Annotated in this window: 19 protein-coding genes and 3 pseudogenes; 19 read left to right on the plus strand and 3 right to left on the minus strand. The window is 60.5% G+C overall.

The window, feature by feature from the left end; all coding sequences use genetic code 11:
• Nucleotides 1–295 (plus strand): annotated as a pseudogene (locus AC1DIS_RS26710) (class 1 fructose-bisphosphatase); the annotation flags it as partial.
• A gap of 3 nt (nt 296–298) precedes the next feature.
• The gene (locus tag AC1DIS_RS26715) at nt 299–901 is read left to right on the plus strand and encodes a DUF924 family protein (protein WP_477744131.1); all 603 of its coding nucleotides are present in this window, start codon (nt 299–301) and stop codon (nt 899–901) included.
• A gap of 62 nt (nt 902–963) precedes the next feature.
• Here AC1DIS_RS26715 and AC1DIS_RS26720 read toward each other — a convergent pair whose 3' ends face one another.
• Nucleotides 964–1,728: a methyl-accepting chemotaxis protein gene (locus tag AC1DIS_RS26720; protein ID WP_370695245.1), complete on the minus strand. Its 765-nt coding sequence runs from the start codon at nt 1,726–1,728 to the stop codon at nt 964–966.
• Between the two features lie 93 nt (nt 1,729–1,821).
• Nucleotides 1,822–2,856: pseudogene (locus tag AC1DIS_RS26725) on the minus strand (HAMP domain-containing protein); the annotation flags it as partial.
• Nucleotides 2,857–3,140: 284 nt separating this feature from the next.
• Between AC1DIS_RS26725 and bamE the strand changes: the two are divergent.
• Together bamE and AC1DIS_RS26735 are read left to right on the plus strand one after the other, a co-directional pair.
• The gene (gene bamE, locus AC1DIS_RS26730) at nt 3,141–3,395 is read left to right on the plus strand and encodes an outer membrane protein assembly factor BamE domain-containing protein (protein WP_018929189.1); all 255 of its coding nucleotides are present in this window, start codon (nt 3,141–3,143) and stop codon (nt 3,393–3,395) included.
• 33 nt (nt 3,396–3,428) lie between these two features.
• Nucleotides 3,429–3,998: a lipocalin family protein gene (locus AC1DIS_RS26735; RefSeq protein WP_064615892.1), complete on the plus strand. Its 570-nt coding sequence runs from the start codon at nt 3,429–3,431 to the stop codon at nt 3,996–3,998.
• A gap of 61 nt (nt 3,999–4,059) precedes the next feature.
• Here the strand turns inward: AC1DIS_RS26735 and AC1DIS_RS26740 are convergent, their stop codons facing one another.
• Nucleotides 4,060–5,424, minus strand: coding sequence for a formimidoylglutamate deiminase (locus AC1DIS_RS26740; RefSeq protein ID WP_064615894.1), 1,365 nt, complete (start codon nt 5,422–5,424; stop codon nt 4,060–4,062).
• Nucleotides 5,425–5,570: 146 nt separating this feature from the next.
• Here AC1DIS_RS26740 and hutC point away from each other — a divergent pair, with 146 nt between their 5' ends.
• The 15 genes and pseudogenes from hutC (at nt 5,571) to dtd (ending at nt 22,343) form a co-directional block, all read left to right on the plus strand.
• A complete protein-coding gene (gene hutC, locus AC1DIS_RS26745) occupies nt 5,571–6,281 on the plus strand; it encodes a histidine utilization repressor (RefSeq protein ID WP_161793960.1) in 711 nt (236 codons plus the stop codon).
• A gap of 12 nt (nt 6,282–6,293) precedes the next feature.
• Nucleotides 6,294–6,863, plus strand: coding sequence for a HutD/Ves family protein (locus tag AC1DIS_RS26750; protein WP_018929185.1), 570 nt, complete (start codon nt 6,294–6,296; stop codon nt 6,861–6,863).
• Nucleotides 6,864–7,313: 450 nt separating this feature from the next.
• Nucleotides 7,314–8,996 (plus strand): urocanate hydratase, encoded by a 1,683-nt coding sequence (gene hutU, locus AC1DIS_RS26755; protein ID WP_018929184.1) that lies wholly within the window; start codon nt 7,314–7,316, stop codon nt 8,994–8,996.
• Between the two features lie 170 nt (nt 8,997–9,166).
• On the plus strand, nt 9,167–10,135 hold the full coding sequence (locus tag AC1DIS_RS26760; RefSeq protein ID WP_018929183.1) for an ABC transporter substrate-binding protein: 969 nt from the start codon (nt 9,167–9,169) through the stop codon (nt 10,133–10,135).
• 70 nt (nt 10,136–10,205) lie between these two features.
• Entirely contained in the window at nt 10,206–11,057 is an 852-nt protein-coding gene (locus AC1DIS_RS26765; protein ID WP_018929182.1) for an ABC transporter permease, read from the plus strand.
• Nucleotides 11,054–11,884 (plus strand): quaternary amine ABC transporter ATP-binding protein, encoded by an 831-nt coding sequence (locus AC1DIS_RS26770; RefSeq protein ID WP_018929181.1) that lies wholly within the window; start codon nt 11,054–11,056, stop codon nt 11,882–11,884. The genes AC1DIS_RS26765 and AC1DIS_RS26770 overlap by 4 nt, the downstream gene beginning before the upstream one ends.
• A gap of 144 nt (nt 11,885–12,028) precedes the next feature.
• Nucleotides 12,029–13,552, plus strand: a complete 1,524-nt coding sequence (gene hutH / locus AC1DIS_RS26775) for a histidine ammonia-lyase (protein WP_258672053.1) — start codon at nt 12,029–12,031, stop codon at nt 13,550–13,552.
• Between the two features lie 113 nt (nt 13,553–13,665).
• Nucleotides 13,666–15,204 (plus strand): histidine ammonia-lyase, encoded by a 1,539-nt coding sequence (gene hutH / locus AC1DIS_RS26780; protein WP_018929179.1) that lies wholly within the window; start codon nt 13,666–13,668, stop codon nt 15,202–15,204.
• Nucleotides 15,205–15,286: 82 nt separating this feature from the next.
• Nucleotides 15,287–16,696: an amino acid permease gene (locus tag AC1DIS_RS26785; RefSeq protein WP_018929178.1), complete on the plus strand. Its 1,410-nt coding sequence runs from the start codon at nt 15,287–15,289 to the stop codon at nt 16,694–16,696.
• Between the two features lie 17 nt (nt 16,697–16,713).
• The gene (gene hutI / locus AC1DIS_RS26790) at nt 16,714–17,919 is read left to right on the plus strand and encodes an imidazolonepropionase (protein ID WP_477781187.1); all 1,206 of its coding nucleotides are present in this window, start codon (nt 16,714–16,716) and stop codon (nt 17,917–17,919) included.
• Nucleotides 17,920–17,929: 10 nt separating this feature from the next.
• Entirely contained in the window at nt 17,930–18,733 is an 804-nt protein-coding gene (gene hutG / locus AC1DIS_RS26795) for an N-formylglutamate deformylase (protein WP_477744132.1), read from the plus strand.
• A 326-nt stretch (nt 18,734–19,059) separates the two neighbouring features.
• Entirely contained in the window at nt 19,060–20,007 is a 948-nt protein-coding gene (locus AC1DIS_RS26800; RefSeq protein WP_477744133.1) for a choline ABC transporter substrate-binding protein, read from the plus strand.
• Nucleotides 20,008–20,081: 74 nt separating this feature from the next.
• Nucleotides 20,082–20,822: pseudogene (locus tag AC1DIS_RS26805) on the plus strand (alpha/beta hydrolase); the annotation flags it as partial.
• A gap of 115 nt (nt 20,823–20,937) precedes the next feature.
• A complete protein-coding gene (gene pip / locus AC1DIS_RS26810; protein WP_018929173.1) occupies nt 20,938–21,909 on the plus strand; it encodes a prolyl aminopeptidase in 972 nt (323 codons plus the stop codon).
• Complete coding sequence (gene dtd, locus AC1DIS_RS26815; RefSeq protein WP_018929172.1) at nt 21,906–22,343, plus strand: D-aminoacyl-tRNA deacylase; 438 nt, start codon at nt 21,906–21,908, stop codon at nt 22,341–22,343. The genes pip and dtd overlap by 4 nt, the downstream gene beginning before the upstream one ends.
• Nucleotides 22,344–22,564: the final 221 nt, after the last annotated feature.

The following is a 22,564-nucleotide window of genomic DNA, read 5'->3' on the forward strand; positions in this document are numbered from 1 at the left end:
GAACTACAACATGCGTTGGGTCGCCGCGATGGTGGCCGACGTGCACCGCATCCTGACCCGCGGCGGTCTGTTCATGTACCCACGCGACAGCCGCGAGCCGTCGAAGCCGGGCAAACTGCGCCTGATGTACGAAGCCAACCCGATGTCGTTCCTGGTGGAGCAAGCGGGTGGCGCATCCACTGACGGCCACCAGCGCATCCTCGACATCCAGCCGGAAGGCCTGCACCAGCGTGTTGCGGTGTTCCTCGGTTCGAAAGAAGAAGTTGCCCGCGTCACGGCTTACCACAAGGAATAAAACATGACCGCGCCCTGGCAGCCGTTACTCGAATGGTGGTTTGGATCTTTCGAATCACCCAACGAAATAGCGGCTGACAAGGGCAAGTTATGGTTCGGCAAGCGTGACAGTCAGGACCTCGAAGCGCGGATGCGTTTCGGGGATCTGGTCGAGCAGGCACTGGCCGGCGGATTGATCGAATGGGCGCAACGCCCCGAAGGTTGGCTGGCCCTGGTGTTGTTGCTCGATCAATTGCCGCGAATGATCTTTCGCGACACACCCAAATCCTTTTCCGGCGACGTCAGGGCCCAGGCACTGGTGGCGCAAGGCATTGCCGCGGATTTCGATCGGCAACTGCGACCGATCCAGCGGGTTTTTATCTATCTGGTGTTCGAACACTGCGAAAACCTGGCGGTGCAGAACGAAGCGGTTTCGCGGTTTCTCGATCTGGTTGAACAGCAACCCGAGGCGGATCGGGCGGTGTTTGCCAGCAACCTGGATTACGCCGAACGGCATCAGAAGATCATTGCGCGATTTGGGCGGTTTCCCCATCGCAATGCGGTGTTGGGGCGTGAGTCTACGGCTGAGGAGCTGGAGTTTCTTTCGGGGCCAGGATCGCGCTTCTAGCTTTTCGTTGTTGCTGATGCCGGCATCGCGGGCAAGCCCGCGATGAGGCCGGTGAGAGCGCCTTAGATCCGGAAACTACCGACCAACTGCTTCAACCGCGCCGCTTGCTGCTCAAGATCGGCACACGCACGCAAAGTCGACTGCAAGTTCTCCACGCCTTCCTGGTTCAGCGTGTTGATCTCGGTGATGTCGACGTTGATCGATTCCACCACGGCGGTCTGTTCTTCAGTCGCGGTAGCCACCGACTGGTTCATCCCGTCGATTTCACCGATGCGCTGCGTCACGCTGCCCAGGCGTTCGCCAGCCTGGTTGGCGATGCCGACGCTGCTTTCGCTCTGGCGCTGGCTGTCGGTCATGGTGCTGACCGCTTCCCGGGCCCCAACTTGCAGCTCCTCGATCATCTTCTGCACTTGCTGCGCCGAATCCTGAGTGCGGTGGGCGAGGTTGCGTACTTCGTCGGCCACCACGGCAAAACCACGGCCGGCTTCACCGGCACGGGCAGCTTCGATGGCTGCGTTGAGGGCCAGCAGGTTGGTCTGTTGCGAGATGCTGGTGATCACTTCCAGAATCTGTCCGATGTTCACTGTGTTGCTGTTCAGGGTTTCGATGTTGCCGCACGAATCGCTGATTTTTGCCGAAAGCTGGTGCATCGCGGCGATGGTTTTATCCACGACCTGCTGACCCTCTTCGGCCAGGCTGCGTGCGTCGCTCGAATGTTGCGAGGCGAGGGCGGCGTTCTGGGCGATTTCCTGGGCGGCGGCCCCGAGCTGGTTGATCGCTGCCGCGACGCTGCTGGTGCGCGAGGCCTGTTGATCGGAGTTGAACATCGATGAGTTCGAGGCCGCCACTACGCGCAGGGCAACTTCGTTGACCTGGCCGGTGGCCGAAGATACTTCGCGGATCGAGGTATGGATACGCTCGACGAAACGGTTGAACGAGGTGCCCAGAGCACCGAATTCGTCCTGGCCATGAATGGTCAGGCGTTTGGTCAGGTCGCCTTCGCCCTCGGCGATGTCATGCATGGCGCGGCCCATGATCAGCAGCGGCTGCATCAGCACGCGGATCAACATGCTCAGCAGCGCGATGATGATCACCACGGCGATGACCATGGCGATGATCGCCGAGGTGCGGAATTCGCTGAGCATCGAGAACGCGGTTTCCTGATCCAGCACCAGCGCCACGTACCAGTCCGCCGACGGCACACCGTTAACGTGGGTGAAGGAGATGAACTGGGTTTTACCGTCCAGTTCGACTTCTTTCAGGCCCGGGCTGACTTTCGGCGCGCCGTTGGGGTAGGCGTCGGCCAGGTTCTTGAGCACCAGTTTGCTGTCCGGGTGGATCAGAATCTTGCCGTCGGCGCTGACAATGAACGCATGGCCATGACCGCCGAAGTTCAGCGAGTTGATGATCGCGCTGACGCTGGACAGGTCGATATCCGCGCCGGCGACGCCAATCATCTGGCTCTGGTACTTCACCGGCGTGGCCACGGTGATCACCAGTTTGCCCGACGACGCCGCGATGTAGGGTTCGGTGACGATGGTCTGTTGCGCGTTGTTGGCTGCCTTGTACCAGCCACGGGCGCGGGGGTCGTAGTCCGCGGCGCGGTTGCCGGCCGGGATCGAGAACATCACGCCATCGGTGCCGCCGAAGTAGCTCAGCTGGAAGTTGCTGGTATAGGCCGGCAGGTCGATGGCGCGTTTGAGATTGGCCGGGGCGCTGCCGTCCACGGCGATCTGCTGGGACAGCGATTGCAGCAATTGGATGCGGCTTTCCAGCCAGGTCTGGATGTTGCTGGTGGTCAGGCTGCCGAGTTCCTGCATCGAGGACTCGGTACTGCTGCGCAGGGTTTGACGCTGGCGGTAATCGTTGAACAGGATGAAACAGGCGAATGCAACGGCCACCACGAGAGCGGCTGCCAACAAGATCTTGTGGCTGAATTTCATGTTTCTGGTCATTAAATGATCTACCGCGCAGTGGCTGGTCAGCAAAGGGGCGTCAATTTGCCACAGTCGAGGGCTTGGCGCTGCTTTTATGTCGACTGGCCAGCGCCAAAGATTAGGCGGGTATTGACGAAAACCGACGAAATACCCAATGACCTGAGAAAGGGGCTGATTTATCGGTAAAAGGCTGACGAGTGGCCTAATAAATAGGCGGACGGTCGGGGAACCAGATTAGGGTTTTCTCTTCTAAGCTTCTGGTTGGCAACATGCCACCCCTCTTCCGCTCCAGGAGTTACACCATGTCGCTGCGTTCTATCGCCTTGCTCTCGTTCTGCGTGCTGTTGGCCGCGTGCAGCAAGATCAATCAGGAAAATTATTCGAAGCTGTCGACCGGCATGCCCAAGGCTCAGGTTGAAACCTTGCTGGGCAAACCCACCGATTGCTCGGGCGCACTCGGCATGTCCAGCTGCACCTGGGGCGACAAAAACAGCTTTATCAGCGTGCAGTATGCCGGTGACAAAGTGCTGATGTTTTCGGGCCAAGGCCTGAAGTAAACCGGGGCTTTTCGCCCACGGGAGAAAAAAATAATGAAGCGGTTCCTGATCGTTCTTTTTGCCGGCCTGGTATTGGCCGGCTGCGCCTCTTCTGGCGTAGATCCGTTGGCGCCCAAGACCGTCAATAGTGTCAACCTCAAGCGTTACCAGGGAACCTGGTACGAATTGGCGCGTCTGCCGGTGTATTTCCAGCGTAACTGTGCGCAATCCGAAGCCCATTACAGCCTCAAGCCTGACGGTGAGATGGCGGTGCTGAACCGCTGCCTGACTTCGCAATGGCAATGGGAAGAGGCCAAGGGCAGGGCTTATCCACAGGAAGTCGGCAAGGCCGACAAGCTGTGGGTCGAATTCGACACCTGGTTCTCGCGATTGATACCCGGTGTGTCGAAGGGAGAATACTGGGTGTTGTACGTCAGCGATGACTACAAGACCGCGATTGTCGGCGACCCGAGCCGCCATCATCTCTGGCTGCTGTCACGGACCCCGACGGTCAATGGCGTAGTGCGTGAAGAACTGCTGAGCAGGGCGCGTCAGCAGGGCTATGACACGACGCGACTGATCTGGCGTACGTCGGATGCCAAGATGGCCAAGACCTCGAACTAACGGTCACCGAAAAGCAAAAACTGTGGGAGTGAGCAGGCTCGCTCCCACAGTTTTTTTTGCGTCAGCCCAAGAGATCGCGCAGGACTTGAGTGAATGCCCGGTTACTCTCTTCCTCGTCGGCATGCCGCCCATCGCGCACGACCCACTGGCCATTGACCAGCACATCCCGCACCTGGCGATCGCCACCGGCAAATAGCCAACGATTGAGAATCCCGTCGCCACTGGCCGTCGCCAGGTACGGATCGTTGCCGTCCAGCACCAACCAATCCGCGCGCTTGCCGACTTCCAGGGCGCCGATCGGCTGCCCCAACGCCTGGGCGCCGCCATCTAGCGCGGCGTCATACAGCGTGCGGCCGACCATCGGCTGATTCGCGCCATACAACCGATTACGCCGCTGATCGCGCAGACGCTGGCCGTATTCCAGCCAGCGCAATTCTTCCACCACGCTCAACGATACATGGCTGTCGGAACCGATACCCATGCGCCCGCCCTGCGCCAGGAAGTCCACCGCCGGGAAAATCCCGTCGCCGAGGTTGGCTTCAGTGGTCAGGCACAGGCCGGCGATGGCGCGGCTCTTGGCCATGAGCGTGACTTCTTCCGGGTTGGCGTGGGTGGCGTGGACCAGGCACCAGCGTTGATCGACTTCGGTGTTTTCGTACAGCCATTGCAGTGGACGGCGACCGCTCCAGCCAAGGCAGTCGTCGACTTCCTTCTGCTGCTCGGCGATGTGAATGTGCACCGGGCACTGCTTGTCGCTGGCTGTCAGCACTTCGCTGATCTGCTGCGGTGTGACCGCGCGTAACGAGTGGAAACACAGGCCGAGCGACTGCGCCGGTTGCTGCGCCAGAATCGGCTGCAAACGCGACTGAAGCTTCAGGTAGTTTTCGGTGCTGTTGATAAAGCGGCGCTGGCCTTCGTTCGGGGTCTGTCCGCCAAAACCGGAATGGCTGTAGAGCACCGGCAGCAAGGTCAAACCGATACCGGCAGAGCTGGCGGCCTGGCTGATGCGCAGTGCCAGTTCGGCCGGGTCCGCATACGGCTGGCCATTATTGTCGTGATGGACGTAATGAAATTCAGCGACCGATGTGTAACCGGCCTTGAGCATTTCGATGTACAGCTGACGGGCGATAACGCCGAGTTGGTCCGGGCTGATTTTTCCGACGAGCCGATACATCAGATCGCGCCAGGTCCAAAAACTGTCATTCGGATTACCCGCCACTTCCGCCAGGCCGGCCATGGCCCGCTGGAAGGCGTGGGAGTGTAAATTCGGCATTCCCGGCAGCAGCGGACCGCTCAACCGTTCGGCGCCATCTGCGTGGGAGTCGGCCTGGATATGGGTCAGCACGCCATCGGCGTTGACTTCAAGACGTACATTGTTGGCCCATCCACTAGGCAGCAGCGCGCGTTCGGCAAAGAAGGCGGACATGGTTCAGCACCCCATCGTGTGTTATTTGTATATACATATACAGACGTTTGCCTGCTCGGTAAACTCCGGCAAGCTAGCAACCTCTACCAAATGAACAAGGATTAACCGTGCCGACTCCGCCTCCAGTCTCCCCGTTGGCCGCGAACATGGGCGACAGTCCGGCGCCCTTGTACGCCCGCGTAAAACAGATGATCACCCAGCAAATCGACAGTGGAAACTGGCCGCCGCACTACCGCGTTCCGTCGGAAAGCGAACTGGTCAACCAGCTGGGTTTCAGCCGCATGACCATCAACCGCGCCCTGCGCGAGATGACTGCCGACGGCCTGTTGGTGCGTATGCAAGGCGTCGGAACGTTCGTCGCCGAGCCGAAAAGTCAGTCTGCGCTGTTTGAAGTGCATAACATCGCCGACGAGATCGCCTCCCGTGGTCATCGTCACACGTGCAAGGTGATCACCCTCGAAGAAGAGGCCGCCGGTTCCGAGCGGGCCCTGGCCCTGGACATGCGCGAAGGCCAGAAGGTGTTCCACTCGCTGATCGTGCATTTCGAAAACGACATCCCGGTGCAAATCGAAGACCGTTTCGTCAACGCGCTGGTGGCGCCGGACTACCTCAAGCAAGACTTCACCCTGCAAACGCCTTACGCCTATCTGAATCAGGTCGCGCCGTTGACCGAGGGCGAGCATGTGGTCGAAGCGATTCTTGCCGAGCCATCCGAATGCAAGCTGCTACAGATTGAAAAGGGCGAACCGTGCCTGCTGATTCGTCGCCGCACCTGGTCCGGCCGTCAGCCGGTGACCGCCGCCCGCTTGATCCACCCCGGTTCCCGTCATCGTCTGGAAGGACGGTTCCACAAATAAAAAGAGCCATAAATGAGTCAGTTGAAGGTATTACGCGCGGCCGATTACCCGCGCATGCCGTGGAAGAACGGCGGCGGCAGCACTGAAGAAATCACCCGTGATACGGGGATAGGTCTTGATGGTTTTGGTTGGCGCCTGTCGATTGCCGACATCGGCGAGTCGGGCGGTTTTTCCACCTTTGCCGGTTATGAGCGGGTGATCACCGTACTGCAAGGCGAGGGCATGACCTTGCGCGTCGATGGCCTGGATACGCGGGCGTTGTTACCGCTCGACCCGTTTGCTTTCAATGGCGAGAGTCACGTGTCCTGCGCATTGCTCGGTGGGCCGATTCGCGACTTCAACCTGATTTATGCACCGGATCGTTACAGTGCGCGGTTGCAGTGGCTGGAAGGCAAGCAGCGGTTTTTTAGTGAAGCCGGGACTCTGCTGGTGTTCAGTGTCAGTGAAGCGCTGGAAGTGAAGGTCGGTAACAAAGCATCGCAACTCGGTCGCCATGATTGCCTGCAACTGGACGGTAACGTCGGTCTGCAGGACGTCGCCCTCAATGGTTCGTGCTGTGTCATTGAGCTGACTGCACGCTGATCCAATATCGAGTCGCCTCTATCGCGGGCAAGCCTCGCTCCCATAAGGTCGATGACAATCTTGTGGGCGCGAGGCTTGCCCGCGATGCTTTTCGTCCTCGCAAATCCGTTCCCCATCGCGCACCAATTTGTTACCGAACGCCCCAGTGTGGCGCAAAACCATGCTCAAGTAACAACCGGCACGTCCCCGAATAAATCCCCGCGAAAAATTTCACTTACGCCAGAACCCTTGATCCAGGCGCTTTCCAGCCCTGTAAGAAATTTTCTTGGATGCTCATTCAACAAGTTGGCCGCTTGATTGCATATGCTTGTATGTACAAGTAAAGACGTATGTGTATGAGTCACGAAGACTCAACCATCGTCCACTGATTCGCTGATGTGCACTGATGCCCATCGGCTTGCTCGCCCACTACCTGGGTTGGTTTGGATTGATTGCTGAGGAGTTCTTTTCGTGACTGAGAATAAACCTACTAAGTTTCGTGACGTTGAAATCCGTGCTGCCCGCGGTAACAAGCTGACCGCCAAGAGCTGGCTGACTGAAGCGCCGCTGCGCATGCTGATGAACAACCTCGACCCGGAAGTCGCCGAGAACCCTAAAGAACTGGTGGTTTACGGTGGTATCGGTCGTGCGGCACGTAACTGGGAATGCTACGACAAGATCGTCGAAAGCCTGACCAACCTGAACGACGACGAGACCCTGCTGGTGCAATCCGGCAAGCCGGTCGGCGTGTTCAAGACCCACAGCAACGCACCACGCGTTCTGATTGCCAACTCCAACCTGGTACCCCACTGGGCGAACTGGGAGCACTTCAACGAACTCGACGCCAAGGGCCTGGCCATGTACGGCCAGATGACCGCCGGCAGCTGGATCTACATCGGCAGCCAGGGCATCGTTCAAGGCACCTACGAAACCTTCGTCGAAGCCGGTCGCCAGCATTACAACGATGATCTGAAAGGTCGTTGGGTCCTGACCGCAGGCCTCGGCGGCATGGGCGGCGCTCAACCTCTGGCTGCAACTCTGGCCGGCGCTTGCTCGCTGAACATCGAATGCCAACAAGTGAGTATCGATTTCCGTCTGAAAAGCCGTTACGTCGACGAGCAAGCCAAAGACCTCGACGACGCCCTGGCCCGTATCGCCAAATACACTGCCGAAGGCAAGGCGATCTCCATCGCCCTGCTGGGCAACGCTGCGGAAATCCTCCCGGAACTGGTCCGTCGTGGCGTGCGCCCGGACATGGTCACCGACCAGACCAGCGCCCACGACCCGCTCAACGGCTACCTGCCGGCCGGCTGGACCTGGGACGAATACCGCGCTCGCGCCAAGACCGAACCTGCTGCCGTGGTCAAGGCCGCCAAGCAATCGATGGCCGTGCACGTTAAAGCGATGCTGGACTTCCAGAAAATGGGCGTGCCGACCTTCGACTACGGCAACAACATCCGTCAGATGGCGCAAGAAGAAGGCGTGGAAAACGCATTCGACTTCCCGGGTTTCGTACCGGCTTACATCCGTCCACTGTTCTGCCGTGGCATCGGCCCGTTCCGTTGGGCTGCACTGTCGGGCGACCCGCAGGACATCTACAAGACCGACGCCAAAGTCAAAGAACTGATCCCGGACGACGCCCACCTGCACAACTGGCTGGACATGGCTCGCGAGCGCATCAGCTTCCAGGGTCTGCCGGCACGTATCTGCTGGGTTGGCCTGGGCCTGCGCGCCAAGCTCGGTCTGGCGTTCAACGAAATGGTCCGTAGCGGTGAATTGTCCGCGCCAATCGTGATCGGTCGCGACCACCTGGACTCCGGCTCCGTATCCAGCCCGAACCGCGAAACCGAATCGATGCAGGACGGTTCCGACGCCGTGTCCGACTGGCCACTGCTCAACGCTCTGCTGAACACCGCGAGCGGCGCGACCTGGGTTTCCCTGCACCACGGCGGCGGCGTCGGCATGGGCTTCTCCCAGCACTCGGGCATGGTGATTGTCTGCGACGGTACTGACGAAGCGGCCGAGCGTATCGCTCGCGTGCTGCACAACGACCCGGCCACCGGTGTCATGCGTCACGCCGATGCGGGTTACCAGATCGCGATCGACTGCGCCAAGGAACAGGGGCTGAACCTGCCGATGATCACCGGCAAATAAGAGAAAAGACCACTGCAGGAGCTGTCGCGGCAGCTCCTGCAGAGATCACGATGTTGCAGACCCAACAATAAGCGGGGCGGGTCGCGCGTAGCGCAGGCCTGATTGGACGTGGACAGGGCTGGATGCCTCTTGACTGCCGTAAGCCAACTCATGATTAGGAGCGTCACACAATGAAATCGAACAAGACCCTGCTGACCACTTTGCTTTCCATGGGCCTGCTGGCCAGTGCCGGTGCTACCCAGGCGGCTGGCTGGTGCGAATCGGGTAAACCGGTGAAATTCGCCGGCCTGAACTGGGAAAGCGCCATGCTGCTGACCGACGTGCTGCAAGTCGTGTTGGAGAAAGGCTACGACTGCAAGACCGACAGCCTGCCGGGCAACTCCATCACCATGGAAAACGCCCTGAGCAGCAACGACATCCAAGTGTTCGCCGAAGAGTGGGTCGGCCGCAGCGAAGTCTGGAACAAGGCCGAGAAGGCCGGCAAGGTCGTCGGTGTCGGCGCTCCGGTGGTGGGTGCCGTCGAAGGCTGGTACGTGCCGCGCTACGTGATCGAAGGCGACGCCAAGCGCAAACTGGAAGCCAAGGCTCCGGACCTGAAAAACATTGCCGATCTGGCTAAATATTCCGCGGTATTCAAGGACGCCGAAGAGCCATCCAAAGGGCGTTTCTACAATTGCCCGGCCGGCTGGACCTGCGAGCTGGATAACAGCGAAATGCTGAAAAGCTACGGCCTGGAAAACAGCTACACCAACTTCCGTCCAGGCACCGGCCCGGCGCTGGATGCGGCGGTGCTGTCGAGCTACAAGCGTGGCGAGCCGATCCTTTTCTACTACTGGTCGCCAACCCCGCTGATGGGCCAGATCGACGTGGTCAAACTGGAAGAAAAACCGGGTGTCGACAAGCGCGTGACCATCAAGGTCGGCCTCTCCAAGACTTTCCACGAGCAGGCCCCGGAACTGGTGACCGTGCTGGAAAAGGTCAACCTGCCGATCGACCTGTTGAATCAGAACCTGGGGCGTATGGCCAAAGAGCGGATCGAGTCGCCAAAACTGGCCAAGATCTTCTTGAAGGAACATCCTGAAGTCTGGCACGCGTGGGTGAGCGAAGACGCAGCCAAGAAAATCGACGCGGCCTTGTAGGTTGAGCCTCTCCGACTGTCGGCAACGGCAGTCGGATGCTTGATCGCAACCCCTTGATTGAGAGTCTCTTATGTTTCCCGAAAGCTTTACCTTTTCCATCGCCGACTGGGTCAACGGTTGGGTCGATACGCTGGTCACCAACTACGGCGACGTGTTCCGCAGCATCTCTGACACCCTGCTGTGGGCCATCGTCAATCTTGAAGGGCTGCTGCGTGCGGCGCCCTGGTGGCTGATGCTGGCGATCGTGGCGGGCGTGGCTTGGCACGCGACCCGCAAAGTCGTGACCACGGCGGTCATCGTCGGCCTGCTGTTCCTGGTGGGCGCGGTCGGTCTCTGGGACAAGCTGATGCAGACCCTGGCGCTGATGATGGTGGCGACGGTCATCTCGGTGCTGATCGGCATTCCGTTGGGCATTCTTTCTGCGCGCAGCAATCGCCTGCGTTCGGTGTTGATGCCGTTGCTGGACATCATGCAAACCATGCCGAGCTTTGTGTACCTGATCCCGGTGCTGATGCTGTTCGGCCTGGGCAAGGTCCCGGCGATTTTCGCTACCGTTATTTACGCTGCGCCGCCGCTGATCCGCCTGACCGATCTGGGTATTCGCCAGGTTGACGGTGAAGTGATGGAAGCGATCAACGCCTTCGGTGCCAACCGCTGGCAGCAACTGTTCGGCGTGCAACTGCCGCTGGCCCTGCCGAGCATCATGGCCGGGATCAACCAGACCACCATGATGGCCCTGTCGATGGTGGTGATCGCCTCGATGATCGGTGCCCGTGGCTTGGGTGAAGACGTATTGGTGGGGATTCAGACCCTCAACGTCGGACGTGGTCTTGAGGCCGGTCTGGCGATCGTGATTCTGGCAGTGGTGATCGACCGCATTACACAGGCGTACGGTCGTGCACGGCATGAGGTGAGCAAATGAGCAACGCAGCCATCAGCAAGATCGAAGTCAAAAACGTCTTCAAGATTTTCGGCAACCGTTCCAAGGATGCGCTGGCCATGATTAGCCAGGGCAAAACCAAAGACCAGGTACTGGCCGAAACCGGTTGCGTGGTTGGCGTGAATGACCTGTCGCTGAGCATCGGCACCGGCGAGATCTTCGTGATCATGGGCCTGTCGGGTTCCGGCAAGTCGACCCTGGTGCGTCACTTCAACCGCCTGATCGACCCGACCAGCGGCGCGATCCTGGTGGACGGCGTGGACATCCTGCAATACGACATGGAAGCCCTGCGCGAATTTCGCCGGCACAAGATCAGCATGGTGTTCCAGAGCTTCGGCCTGCTGCCGCACAAAAGCGTGCTGGATAACGTCGCCTACGGCCTGAAAGTGCGTGGCGAGAGCAAGCAGATGTGCGCCGAGCGCGCACTGCACTGGATCAACACCGTGGGCCTGAAGGGCTACGAAAACAAATACCCGCATCAGCTTTCCGGCGGTATGCGCCAGCGTGTGGGCCTGGCTCGCGCCCTGGCGGCGGACACCGACATCATCCTGATGGACGAAGCTTTCAGCGCCCTCGACCCGCTGATCCGCGCCGAAATGCAGGACCAGTTGCTGGAACTGCAAAAGACCCTGCACAAGACCATCGTCTTCATCACCCACGACCTCGACGAGGCCGTGCGCATCGGCAATCGCATCGCGATTCTCAAGGATGGCCGGCTGATTCAGGTCGGCACGCCACGAGAGATCCTGCATTCGCCGGCGGATGAGTATGTGGACCGGTTCGTACAGCGGCGGGCTGCAGTGGTTTGAGGTTGATCGTTTTTGTGGCGAGGGAGCTTGCTCCCGCTGGGCTGCGAAGCGGCCCTGAAAATCTGCGACCGCTGCGCGGTCGAACGGGAGCAAGCTCCCTCGCCACAGGTGTCATACGTCCATGAATTTTGTATGAGGCTCTAGATGTCCCAGGCTGAAAAAATCGTTATCGCCGATGCCCCGTTGCGTTGGCAGGATGTGGTCGCGGTCGCCCGCCACGGTGCGCAGCTTGAGCTGTCGGCCCAAACCTGGGCGCGGATCGAGAATGCCCAGGCGATCGTCCAGCGCATCGTCGCCAGCGGCGAGCGCGCCTATGGCGTCAACACCGGCCTGGGCGCCTTGTGCAACGTCTCGCTCAAGGATGAACAACTCAGCCAGCTGTCGCGCAACACCTTGCTCAGCCATGCCTGCGGCGTCGGTGCTCCACTGTCCGACGAGCAGACTCGCGCGATCCTCTGCGCCGCGATCCACAACTACAGCCATGGCAAATCCGGCATTCACCGCCGGGTGGTCGAAGCATTGCTGGCGCTGCTCAATCGCGGCATCACTCCGCAGGTGCCGTCCCAGGGGTCGGTCGGTTATCTGACCCACATGGCCCACATCGGTATCGCGCTGCTGGGCGTCGGCAATGTCAGCTATCGCGGGCAGATCGTTTCTGCACAACAAGCCTTGGCCGAAGAAGGGCTGCAACCGGTTCAACTGGGTGCCAAAGATGGTTTGTGCCTGGTCAACGGCACACCGTGCATGACCGGCCTCAGCTGCCTGGCCCTGGCCGATGCAACGAACCTGGTGCAGTGGGCCGATGTGATCGGCGCCATGAGCTTCGAAGCCCAGCGTGGTCAGATTGCCGCGTTCGATGCTGAGATCATTGCGCTCAAACCGCATCCGGGCATGCAACAGGTGGGTATCAATCTGCGGGCGTTGCTCGACGGCAGTGAAGTGATCGCCAGCAGCAAAGGCATTCGCACTCAGGATGCGCTGAGCATCCGCTCGATTCCGCAAGTGCACGGCGCTGCCCGCGATCAGCTGGAACACGCCAGAAAACAGATCGAAACCGAGCTCAACTCCGCGACCGACAACCCGTTGCTGCTGGGCACGCCCGACAATTTCCGCGTCATGTCCCAGGCCAATCCGCACGGCCAATCAGTTGCTTTGGCGGCTGACTTGCTCGCCATTGCCATGGCCGAAATCGGCTCTATCGCCGAGCGTCGCCTGGACCGCTTGGTCAACCCGCACGTCAGCGGTTTGCCGGCCTTTCTGGTGGCCAACCCGGGCGTGAACTCCGGGATGATGATCGTGCAATACGTCGCCGCGTCGCTGTGTGCGGAAAACCGCCAGTTGGCGCAGCCGGCGGTGCTCGATAACTACGTCACTTCGGGCTTGCAGGAAGACCACCTGAGCATGGGCACCAACGCCGCGCTGAAGCTGCATCGCGCGTTGGAAAACTGCACGCAGATCCTCGCCATCGAGTACCTGTTGGCGGCTCAGGCTTTTGAATTCCTGAAAGAACAACGCTTCGGCGCCGGCACCGATGCCGCGTGGCGCCTGCTGCGCGAACGTATTCCGGCCTACGACCAGGACCGCTGGCTGGCGCCAGACATCGCCAGCGCCGCTGCTGTTTTGAAAGACCCGATTTTGCTGCACAAGGCTGTACCGAACCTCAACTGATTTCCACAACCACCAGCGTGCCAAGGCGCGGCCCCTCCAAAAGGCGGGAAGCGACGGACAACGGATATCTCCGGAGCGTCTGGTTAGTTAATAAAAATGCTCTCAAAAGGAGAATGAATGTGACTGCGCTTAATTTGATTCCCGGCCAACTGAGCCTTGCCCAACTGCGTGATGTGTATCAGCAACCGGTCAAAATCACCCTCGACGAAAGCGCTTCGGCGCAAATCGAAGCCAGCGTTGCCTGCGTGGAACAGATCCTCGCCGAGAACCGCACCGCGTATGGCATCAACACCGGTTTCGGCCTGCTGGCCTCGACCCGCATCGCCAGCGAAGACCTGGAAAACCTCCAGCGCTCGCTGGTGCTGTCCCATGCCGCCGGTGTCGGCGAGCCGATCAGCGACGCCCTGGTGCGACTGGTCATGGTGCTCAAGGTCAACAGCCTCAGCCGTGGTTTCTCCGGTATTCGTCGTCAGGTGATCGACGCACTGATCGCGCTGATCAATGCCGAGGTTTACCCGCATATTCCTCTGAAAGGTTCGGTCGGTGCATCCGGCGATTTGGCGCCGTTGGCGCACATGTCGCTGGTGCTGCTGGGCGAAGGCAAGGCGCGTTACAAAGGTGAATGGCTGCCCGCCACCGAAGCGCTGAAAGTCGCCGGTCTGACACCGCTGACCCTGGCAGCGAAAGAAGGCCTGGCGCTGCTCAACGGCACTCAGGTGTCCACCGCCTACGCCCTGCGTGGCCTGTTCGAAGGCGAAGATCTGTTCGCCGGCGCACTGGCCCTTGGCGGCCTGACGGTCGAAGCGGTACTGGGCTCGCGCTCGCCATTCGACGCACGTATTCATGCCGCTCGCGGCCAGAAAGGCCAGATCGACGCCGCTGCCGCTTACCGCGATCTGCTGGGCGAGCGCAGTGAAGTGTCCGACTCGCACCAGAACTGCGAAAAGGTCCAGGATCCGTACTCCCTGCGCTGCCAGCCGCAAGTCATGGGCGCCTGCCTGACCCAGTTCCGTCAGGCCGCCGAAGTGCTTGCCATCGAAGCCAACGCCGTATCGGACAACCCATTGGTGTTCGCCGCTGAAGGCGACGTGATCTCCGGCGGTAATTTCCACGCCGAGCCGGTGGCCATGGCTGCCGACAACATGGCCCTGGCCATTGCCGAAATCGGCTCCCTGAGTGAACGCCGCATTTCGCTGATGATGGACAAGCACATGTCGCAACTGCCGCCGTTCCTGGTGGCCAATGGCGGCGTGAACTCCGGCTTCATGATCGCTCAAGTAACGGCTGCGGCACTGGCCAGCGAGAACAAGGCGCTGTCCCATCCGCATTCGGTGGACAGCCTGCCGACTTCCGCCAACCAGGAAGACCACGTGTCCATGGCGCCGGCTGCCGGCAAGCGTCTGTGGGAAATGGCCGAGAACACTCGCGGGATTCTCGCGGTGGAATGGTTGGCGGCGGCCCAGGGTCTGGATCTGCGCGACGGTCTGAAAACCTCGCCAAAACTGGAAAAAGCCCGTGCGATCCTGCGTGCTGAAGTGCCGTTCTACGAGAAGGACCGCTTCTTTGCGCCGGACATCAATGCGGCCAGTGAGTTGTTGGCGACGCGTTGCCTGAATGGCCTGGTGACGGCGAAGTTGTTGCCTAGCCTGTAATAGCTCCTTCTCTGATGATCGTTCCCACGCGGAGCGTGGGAACGATCATTTAGCGTCGAATAAGAATAATTAAGGACGAGAAATGCAACAGCCAGCAAAAGGTTTGAAACGCGGGCTCTCTGCCCGACATATTCGCTTCATGGCACTGGGGTCGGCGATCGGCACCGGGCTGTTTTACGGTTCTGCCTCGGCCATTCAAATGGCCGGCCCCGCGGTCCTGCTCGCTTACCTGATCGGTGGCGCGGCGGTGTTCATGGTCATGCGCGCCCTTGGCGAAATGGCGGTGCATAACCCGGTGGCCGGTTCATTCGGCCAGTACGCCAGCACCTATCTGGGGCCAATGGCGGGCTTTATCCTCGGTTGGACCTACGCATTTGAAATGGTCATCGTCGGTATGGCCGACGTGACCGCATTCGGCATTTACATGGGGTTCTGGTTTCCGGAAGTCTCCCGCTGGATCTGGGTGCTGGGCATCGTTTCGGTGGTCGGCGGCTTGAACCTGTGCAACGTCAAAGTCTTCGGCGAAATGGAGTTCTGGTTGTCACTGCTCAAGGTCGCGGCCATCGTCGCGATGATCCTTGGCGGTTTCGGCATCATGCTGTTCGGCATCAGCAATGCGCCCGGTGCCCAGGCGACCGATATCAGCAACCTCTGGACCCAGGGCGGCTTCATGCCCAATGGCGTGGGCGGCTTGATCGCCTCGTTTGCGGTGGTGATGTTTGCCTTTGGCGGTATTGAAATCATCGGCGTTACCGCCGGTGAAGCCAAAGACCCGCAGCATGTGCTGCCTCGCGCGATCAATGCCGTACCGTTGCGAATCCTGCTGTTCTACGTGCTGACGATGCTGGTGCTGATGTCGATCTTCCCGTGGCAGCAGATCGGCAGCCAAGGCAGCCCGTTCGTGCAGATTTTCGACAACCTTGGGATCAGCTCGGCGGCGACCATCCTCAACATCGTGGTGATCTCGGCGGCGGTGTCGGCCATCAACAGTGACATCTTCGGCGCGGGCCGCATGATGTATGGCCTGGCTCAGCAAGGGCACGCACCGAAAGGCTTCGCTCGCTTGTCGCGCAATGGCGTGCCGTGGCTGACGGTGATGGTGATGAGCTGCGCGCTGCTGCTGGGTGTGTTGCTGAACTACCTGATCCCGGAAAACGTGTTTCTGCTGATCGCCTCCATCGCGACCTTTGCCACGGTGTGGGTCTGGCTGATGATTCTGTTCACCCAGGTGGCCATGCGTCGCTCCATGAGTGCCGAGCAGGTCGCACAATTGAAATTCCCGGTGCCGTTCTGGCCCTATGCGCCGATGGCGGCGATTGCCTTCATGCTGTTCATCTTCGGCGTGCTGGGTTATTTCCCGGATACCCAGGCGGCGTTGATCGTCGGCGTGGTCTGGATTGTGTTGCTGGTGCTGGCCTACCTGACGTGGGTCAAACCGGCGGCAGGCAAGGCGGTACCGGTGGAACAGGAACCCATTTTTTCTCATCGATAACCTAACGGAGGCCAAGGATGAAAACGCTCTGGCAACACTGCCACGTCGCAACCATGGCGCAAGGCGTCTACTCGATCATCGAGGATGCGGCCATCGTGACGTCCGGTGCGCACATTGAGTGGATCGGCCCACGCGCCGAACTGCCGGCCGGCGAGTACCCGGCGGTCAATGACTTGAGCGGGGCCTGGGTCACCCCGGGCCTGATCGACTGCCACACCCATACGGTATTCGGCGGCAACCGCAGCGGCGAATTCGAGCAGCGCCTGCAAGGCGTCAGCTACGCGGAAATCGCCGCTGCCGGCGGCGGCATTGCCAGCACCGTGCGCGCCACCCGCGCCGCCAGTGAAGACGAACTGTTCGCCAGCGCCGCCAAGCGTCTGAAAAGCCTGATGCGTGATGGCGTGACCACCGTCGAAATGAAATCCGGCTACGGCCTGGACCTGGYCAGCGAACGCAAGATCCTGCGGGTGATCCGTCGTCTCGGCGCCGAGCTACCCGTTAGCGTGCGCAGCACGTGCCTGGCGGCCCACGCCTTGCCGCCGGAATACACCGACCGCGCCGACGCCTACATCGATCACATCTGCAGCGAAATGCTCCCGGCCCTGGCGGCCGAAGGGCTGGTGGATGCGGTAGACGCTTTCTGTGAATACCTGGCGTTTTCGCCAGAGCAGGTCGAGCGGGTGTTCGTCGCCGCGCAGAGCCTCGGCTTGCCGGTGAAGCTGCACGCCGAGCAATTGTCATCGCTGCACGGTTCGAGCCTGGCGGCGCGTTACCACGCACTGTCCGCCGATCATCTGGAATTCATGACCGAAGCCGACGCCATCGCCATGGCCAAGTCCGGCACCGTCGCGGTATTGCTGCCCGGCGCGTTTTACTTCTTGCGGGAAACCCAATTGCCGCCGATGGAAGCCCTGCGCAAACACGGTGTGAAAATCGCCATCGCCAGCGACCTTAACCCGGGCACTTCGCCGGCGTTGTCGTTGCGCTTGATGCTGAACATGGCCTGCACCTGCTTCCGCATGACCCCGGAAGAGGCGCTGGCGGGCGCGACTATTCATGCCGCCACCGCCTTGGGCATGGGCCAAACCCACGGTTCGCTGGAAGCCGGCAAGGTCGCAGACTTCGTCGCCTGGCAAATCGATCGTCCGGCCGACCTGTCGTACTGGCTGGGCGGCGACCTGGAAAAACGCGTCGTGCGTCACGGCGTTGAATCAAATCTGTAGGAGAGCGGTTGTGGATAAGGTTCTGAACTTCAAACAAGGCCGCGTGCCACTGCTGATCAGCATGCCCCACGCCGGCCTGCGCCTGACCCCGACGGTGGAAGCGGGGTTGATCCCCGACGCGAAAAGCCTGCCGGACACTGACTGGCACATTCCACGGCTTTATGAGTTCGCTGCCGAACTGGGCGCCAGCACCCTGGCGGCCGAGTACTCGCGGTTTGTCATCGACCTGAATCGGCCGTCCGACGACAAGCCTTTATATGTCGGCGCCACCACCGGTCTGTATCCGGCGACGCTGTTCGATGGCGTGCCGTTGTTCCGCGAAGGGCTGGAGCCGTCGGCTGCGGAACGGGCGACGTATCTGGAGCAGATCTGGACGCCGTACCACCGCACCTTGCAGGAAGAGCTGGCGCGGCTGAAAGCCGAGTTCGGCTACGCGCTGCTGTTCGACGCGCACTCGATCCGTTCGGTGATTCCGCACCTGTTCGACGGCAAGCTGCCGGATTTCAACCTCGGCACCTTCAATGGCGCCAGCTGCGATCCACAGTTGGCCACACAGCTGGAAGCGATCTGCGCGAAGCACACCGATTACAGCCATGTGTTGAACGGTCGATTCAAGGGCGGTCACATCACCCGGCATTACGGCAACCCGGCCGAGAACATTCATGCCGTGCAACTGGAGTTGGGCCAGTGTACGTATATGGAAGAGTTCCAGCCGTTCCGTTATCGCCCGGACCTGGCGGCACCGACGCAAGTGGTGCTTAGGGAATTGCTGCAAGGGTTGTTGGCGTGGGGCGAAAAGCATTACAGCGCGTAACCCTGTGGCGAACGGGCCTTTGTGGCGAGGGAGCTTGTCGGATCGCCGCACGTCCCGCTCGGCGGCGAAGCCGTCGTAAACCCTGTTGGTCGGGCGTATCTGATGAAACTCGGTTGAATGGTTTGGGGGCAGCTTCGCAAACCAGCGGGAGCAAGCTCCCTCGCCACAGATTAGTGTTCGCCTTGGTAACGCATCAGGACAGTCGCCACCGTGCAAAACACGGTCGCCACAGGTCACTTTTGCCGACTCGGCGCTGCGTAACGTTGTGGGCACGGTGCACAAAGACACCGGGCCCACAATAATCTGCTGCCGAGCGAGCCTTCCCGATGAAACGACTGTTCAACCGCTGTCTGTTAATCCTCACCGGCACTGCTCTTCTGAGCACCAGCGTTTTCGCCAACGACCCCGCTTCCTGCAAGACCGTGCGCATGGGCGTGGTCAACTGGACCGACGTCATTGCCACCAGCGGCATGGCCGATGTGCTGCTCAATGGCCTTGGCTATGAAAGCAAGCAAACCAGCGCCGTGCAGCAAATCATCTTCGCCGGCATCCGCGACAAACGCCTCGATATCTTCCTCGGTTACTGGAAACCGGCGATGGACAAGAACATCGCCCCGTTCGTCGCTGCCAATCAAGTGAAGGTCATGGACAAACCGAGCCTGGCCGACGCCCAGGCAACGCTCGCCGTACCTGATTACGTCGCTGCCGCCGGCCTGAAAACCTTCGCTGACATCGCCAGGTTCAAGGATCAGTTGGGCGGCAAGATTTACGGCATCGAGCCAGGCAGCGGCGCCAACACCACCATCAAAACCATGATCGAGACCAACCGCTTCGGTTTGAAGGACTTCAAGCTGATCGAGTCCGGTGAGGCCGGGATGCTCGCCGCCGTGCAGCGGGCGGTCAATCGCAAGGAGTTCGTGGTGTTCGTCGGCTGGACCCCGCATCCGATGAACATCAACATGAACATCGCCTACCTGACCGGCAGCGAAGACGTCTATGGCCCGAACGAAGGCGCGGCGACCGTTTCCACCGTGACCGCGCCGGACTATGCCGAGCGTTGCCCGAACGTGAACCGTCTATTGGAAAACCTGACCTTCACCGCTGCCCAGGAAAGCCAGTTGATGGTGCCGATCATGGAGCGCAAGACGCCGCAGGATGTCGCCAAACAGTGGCTGCGTGATCATCCCGAAGACCTTCAGCGCTGGCTGGCGGGTGTCAGCAGTTTCGATGGCAAGGAAGGGGTGGCAACCGTTCAGGCCAGTTTGAAAAACTGACTGGTCGAGCGAGAGCACTCTGGCGAGGAAGACGCAGAACCTGTAGGAGCGTGGCTTGCCCGCGAAGAACGATGATGCGCGCCTGGCAACCGCCGGTTCCGCCGCCGACCAACGGTTGGCCCTGCATTGTGTATCTGCATGGCGGCGGTTGGGTGGTGGGGGATCTGGACTCCCACGACTTCATCTGCGCCGAACTGGCATCGGTGCTCGGTGTGTTGGTGATCGCCGTCGATTATCGGCTGGCGCCGGAGCATCCGTTTCCAGCGGCGTTCGATGACTGCCTGAGTGTCTGGCGTGCGTTGCGCACGGGGCCGTTTCAGCTCGACCCGGCGCGGACGCTGGTGGCCGGCGACAGCGCTGGCGGCAACCTTGCCGCTGCGCTGTGTCTGGCCTTGCGCGATGCCGGCGAACCGGCGCCTTGTGCGCAGGTGCTGATCTATCCGGGCCTGGGCGGTGATCACCGGTTGCCATCACGCGGCGAATGCGCCGACGCGCCATTGCTCAGCAGCAGCGATCTGGATTGTTATCACACGCTGTACCTGGGTGGTGTCCGTCAGCCAACGGCCTATGCGATGCCCTTGCTCGCCGCCGACTTCAGCGGCCTGCCGCCGGCGCTGATCGCTGTGGCGCAGTTCGATCCGCTACGCGATGACGGCGTGCTTTACGCCGGGCGACTCAACGCCGCCGGCGTGAGCGCAATGCTTTATTACGGTCAGGGGCTGGTTCATGGGTGCTTGCGGGCGCGGGGGCAGGTTGCCGAGGTCGACCGACTCTATGAAACCCTGCTCGGCTATTTGGCTGACAAGACGGGCTGACAAGCGCTGACGCTGCAAGGGGCATGCTCATTGAAGTAATTCGGGTTTATGATGCCGGACGGCAGAATAATAGAAGTCCCTACAGGGATGACCTCGACCCCTTACGGAGCGCGCAATGCAGACTTTGTACCCGCAGATCAAACCCCACGCCCGGCACGATCTGGCCGTCGATAAAACCCATACGCTGTATGTCGACGAAAGCGGTTCACCGGAAGGTTTGCCGGTAGTGTTCATTCACGGCGGCCCTGGCGCCGGGTGTGATGCGCAGAGCCGCCGGTATTTCGATCCGAACCTGTATCGCATCGTCACCTTCGACCAGCGCGGTTGCGGTCGCTCCACGCCCCACGCCAGCCTTGAGAACAACACCACCTGGGATCTGGTCGCCGACCTCGAGCGGATTCGCAAGCACCTGGGCATCGACAAATGGGTGCTGTTCGGCGGTTCCTGGGGTTCGACCCTGGCCCTGGCTTACGCGCAAACCCACCCGGAGCGCGTGCACGGTCTGATTCTGCGCGGGATTTTTCTCTGCCGTCCCCAGGAAATCGAGTGGTTCTACCAGTGTGGCGCCAGTCGCCTGTTCCCCGATTACTGGCAGGACTACATCGCGCCGATTCCGCTGGACGAGCGTGACGACTTGCTCACGGCATTCCACAAACGCCTGGTCGGCAACGACCAGATCGCCCAGATGCATGCGGCCAAGGCCTGGTCCATCTGGGAAGGCCGCACCGCGACCTTGCGTCCGAACCCGCTGGTGGTCGATCGTTTCTCCGAACCCCAGCGTGCGTTGTCCATCGCCCGCATCGAATGTCACTACTTCACCAACAACGCTTTCCTTGAGCCGAATCAGCTGATCCGCGACATGGGCAAGATCGCCCATTTGCCCGGCGTCATCGTCCATGGTCGCTATGACGTGATCTGCCCGCTGGACAACGCCTGGGAACTGCATCAAGCCTGGCCGAACAGCGAACTGCAGGTGATCCGCGACGCCGGCCATGCGGCGTCCGAACCGGGGATCACCGATGCATTGGTACGCGCCGCCGATCAGATGGCCCGTCGCTTGCTCGACCTGTCGCCTGACGAAGCATGAAGGCCCTGCTGCAACGCGTGCGCGGCGCGCGAGTCGAGGTCGCGGGAGAGGTGGTGGGTGCGATAGATCAGGGGTTGCTGGTGCTGGTGGCGGTCGAACCCGACGACACGCAGGCCAGCGCCGACAAACTTCTGCATAAACTGCTTAACTATCGAGTATTCAGTGACGCCGAGGGCAAGATGAATCTGTCCTTGGCTGACGTGGACGGCGGGTTGTTGCTGGTCTCGCAGTTCACCCTGGCCGCCGATACCAAAAACGGGTTGCGTCCGAGTTTTTCGACTGCAGCCCCTCCGGCCTTGGGCGAGGCGCTGTTCGACTATCTATTGGGCAAAGCGAAACAGGTGCATGGCACTGTGGCATCAGGTAGATTCGGCGCGGATATGCAGGTGCACCTGGTCAATGATGGCCCGGTAACCTTCCTGTTACAGACGTGAAAGCGCTTGAAACATGTTTTTAAGGGCATTTCGGCTGAAAACAGAGGCTTTTCCCGATAAATACTTGCTTCCCCCTGATGCGTTGTAACGCGGCCTACTAGATAATCGCGCGCTACGGGGATCAGCGTTCGTTGGTCCATTTTGACTTAGGTAGAGACTTGTCCGCGGCCTGTTGGGGAATCATTTTGCCCCATGGGAGTCGGAACAATGCTCGCCAACTT

This window comes from Pseudomonas sp. 05N433, from assembly GCF_056396925.1.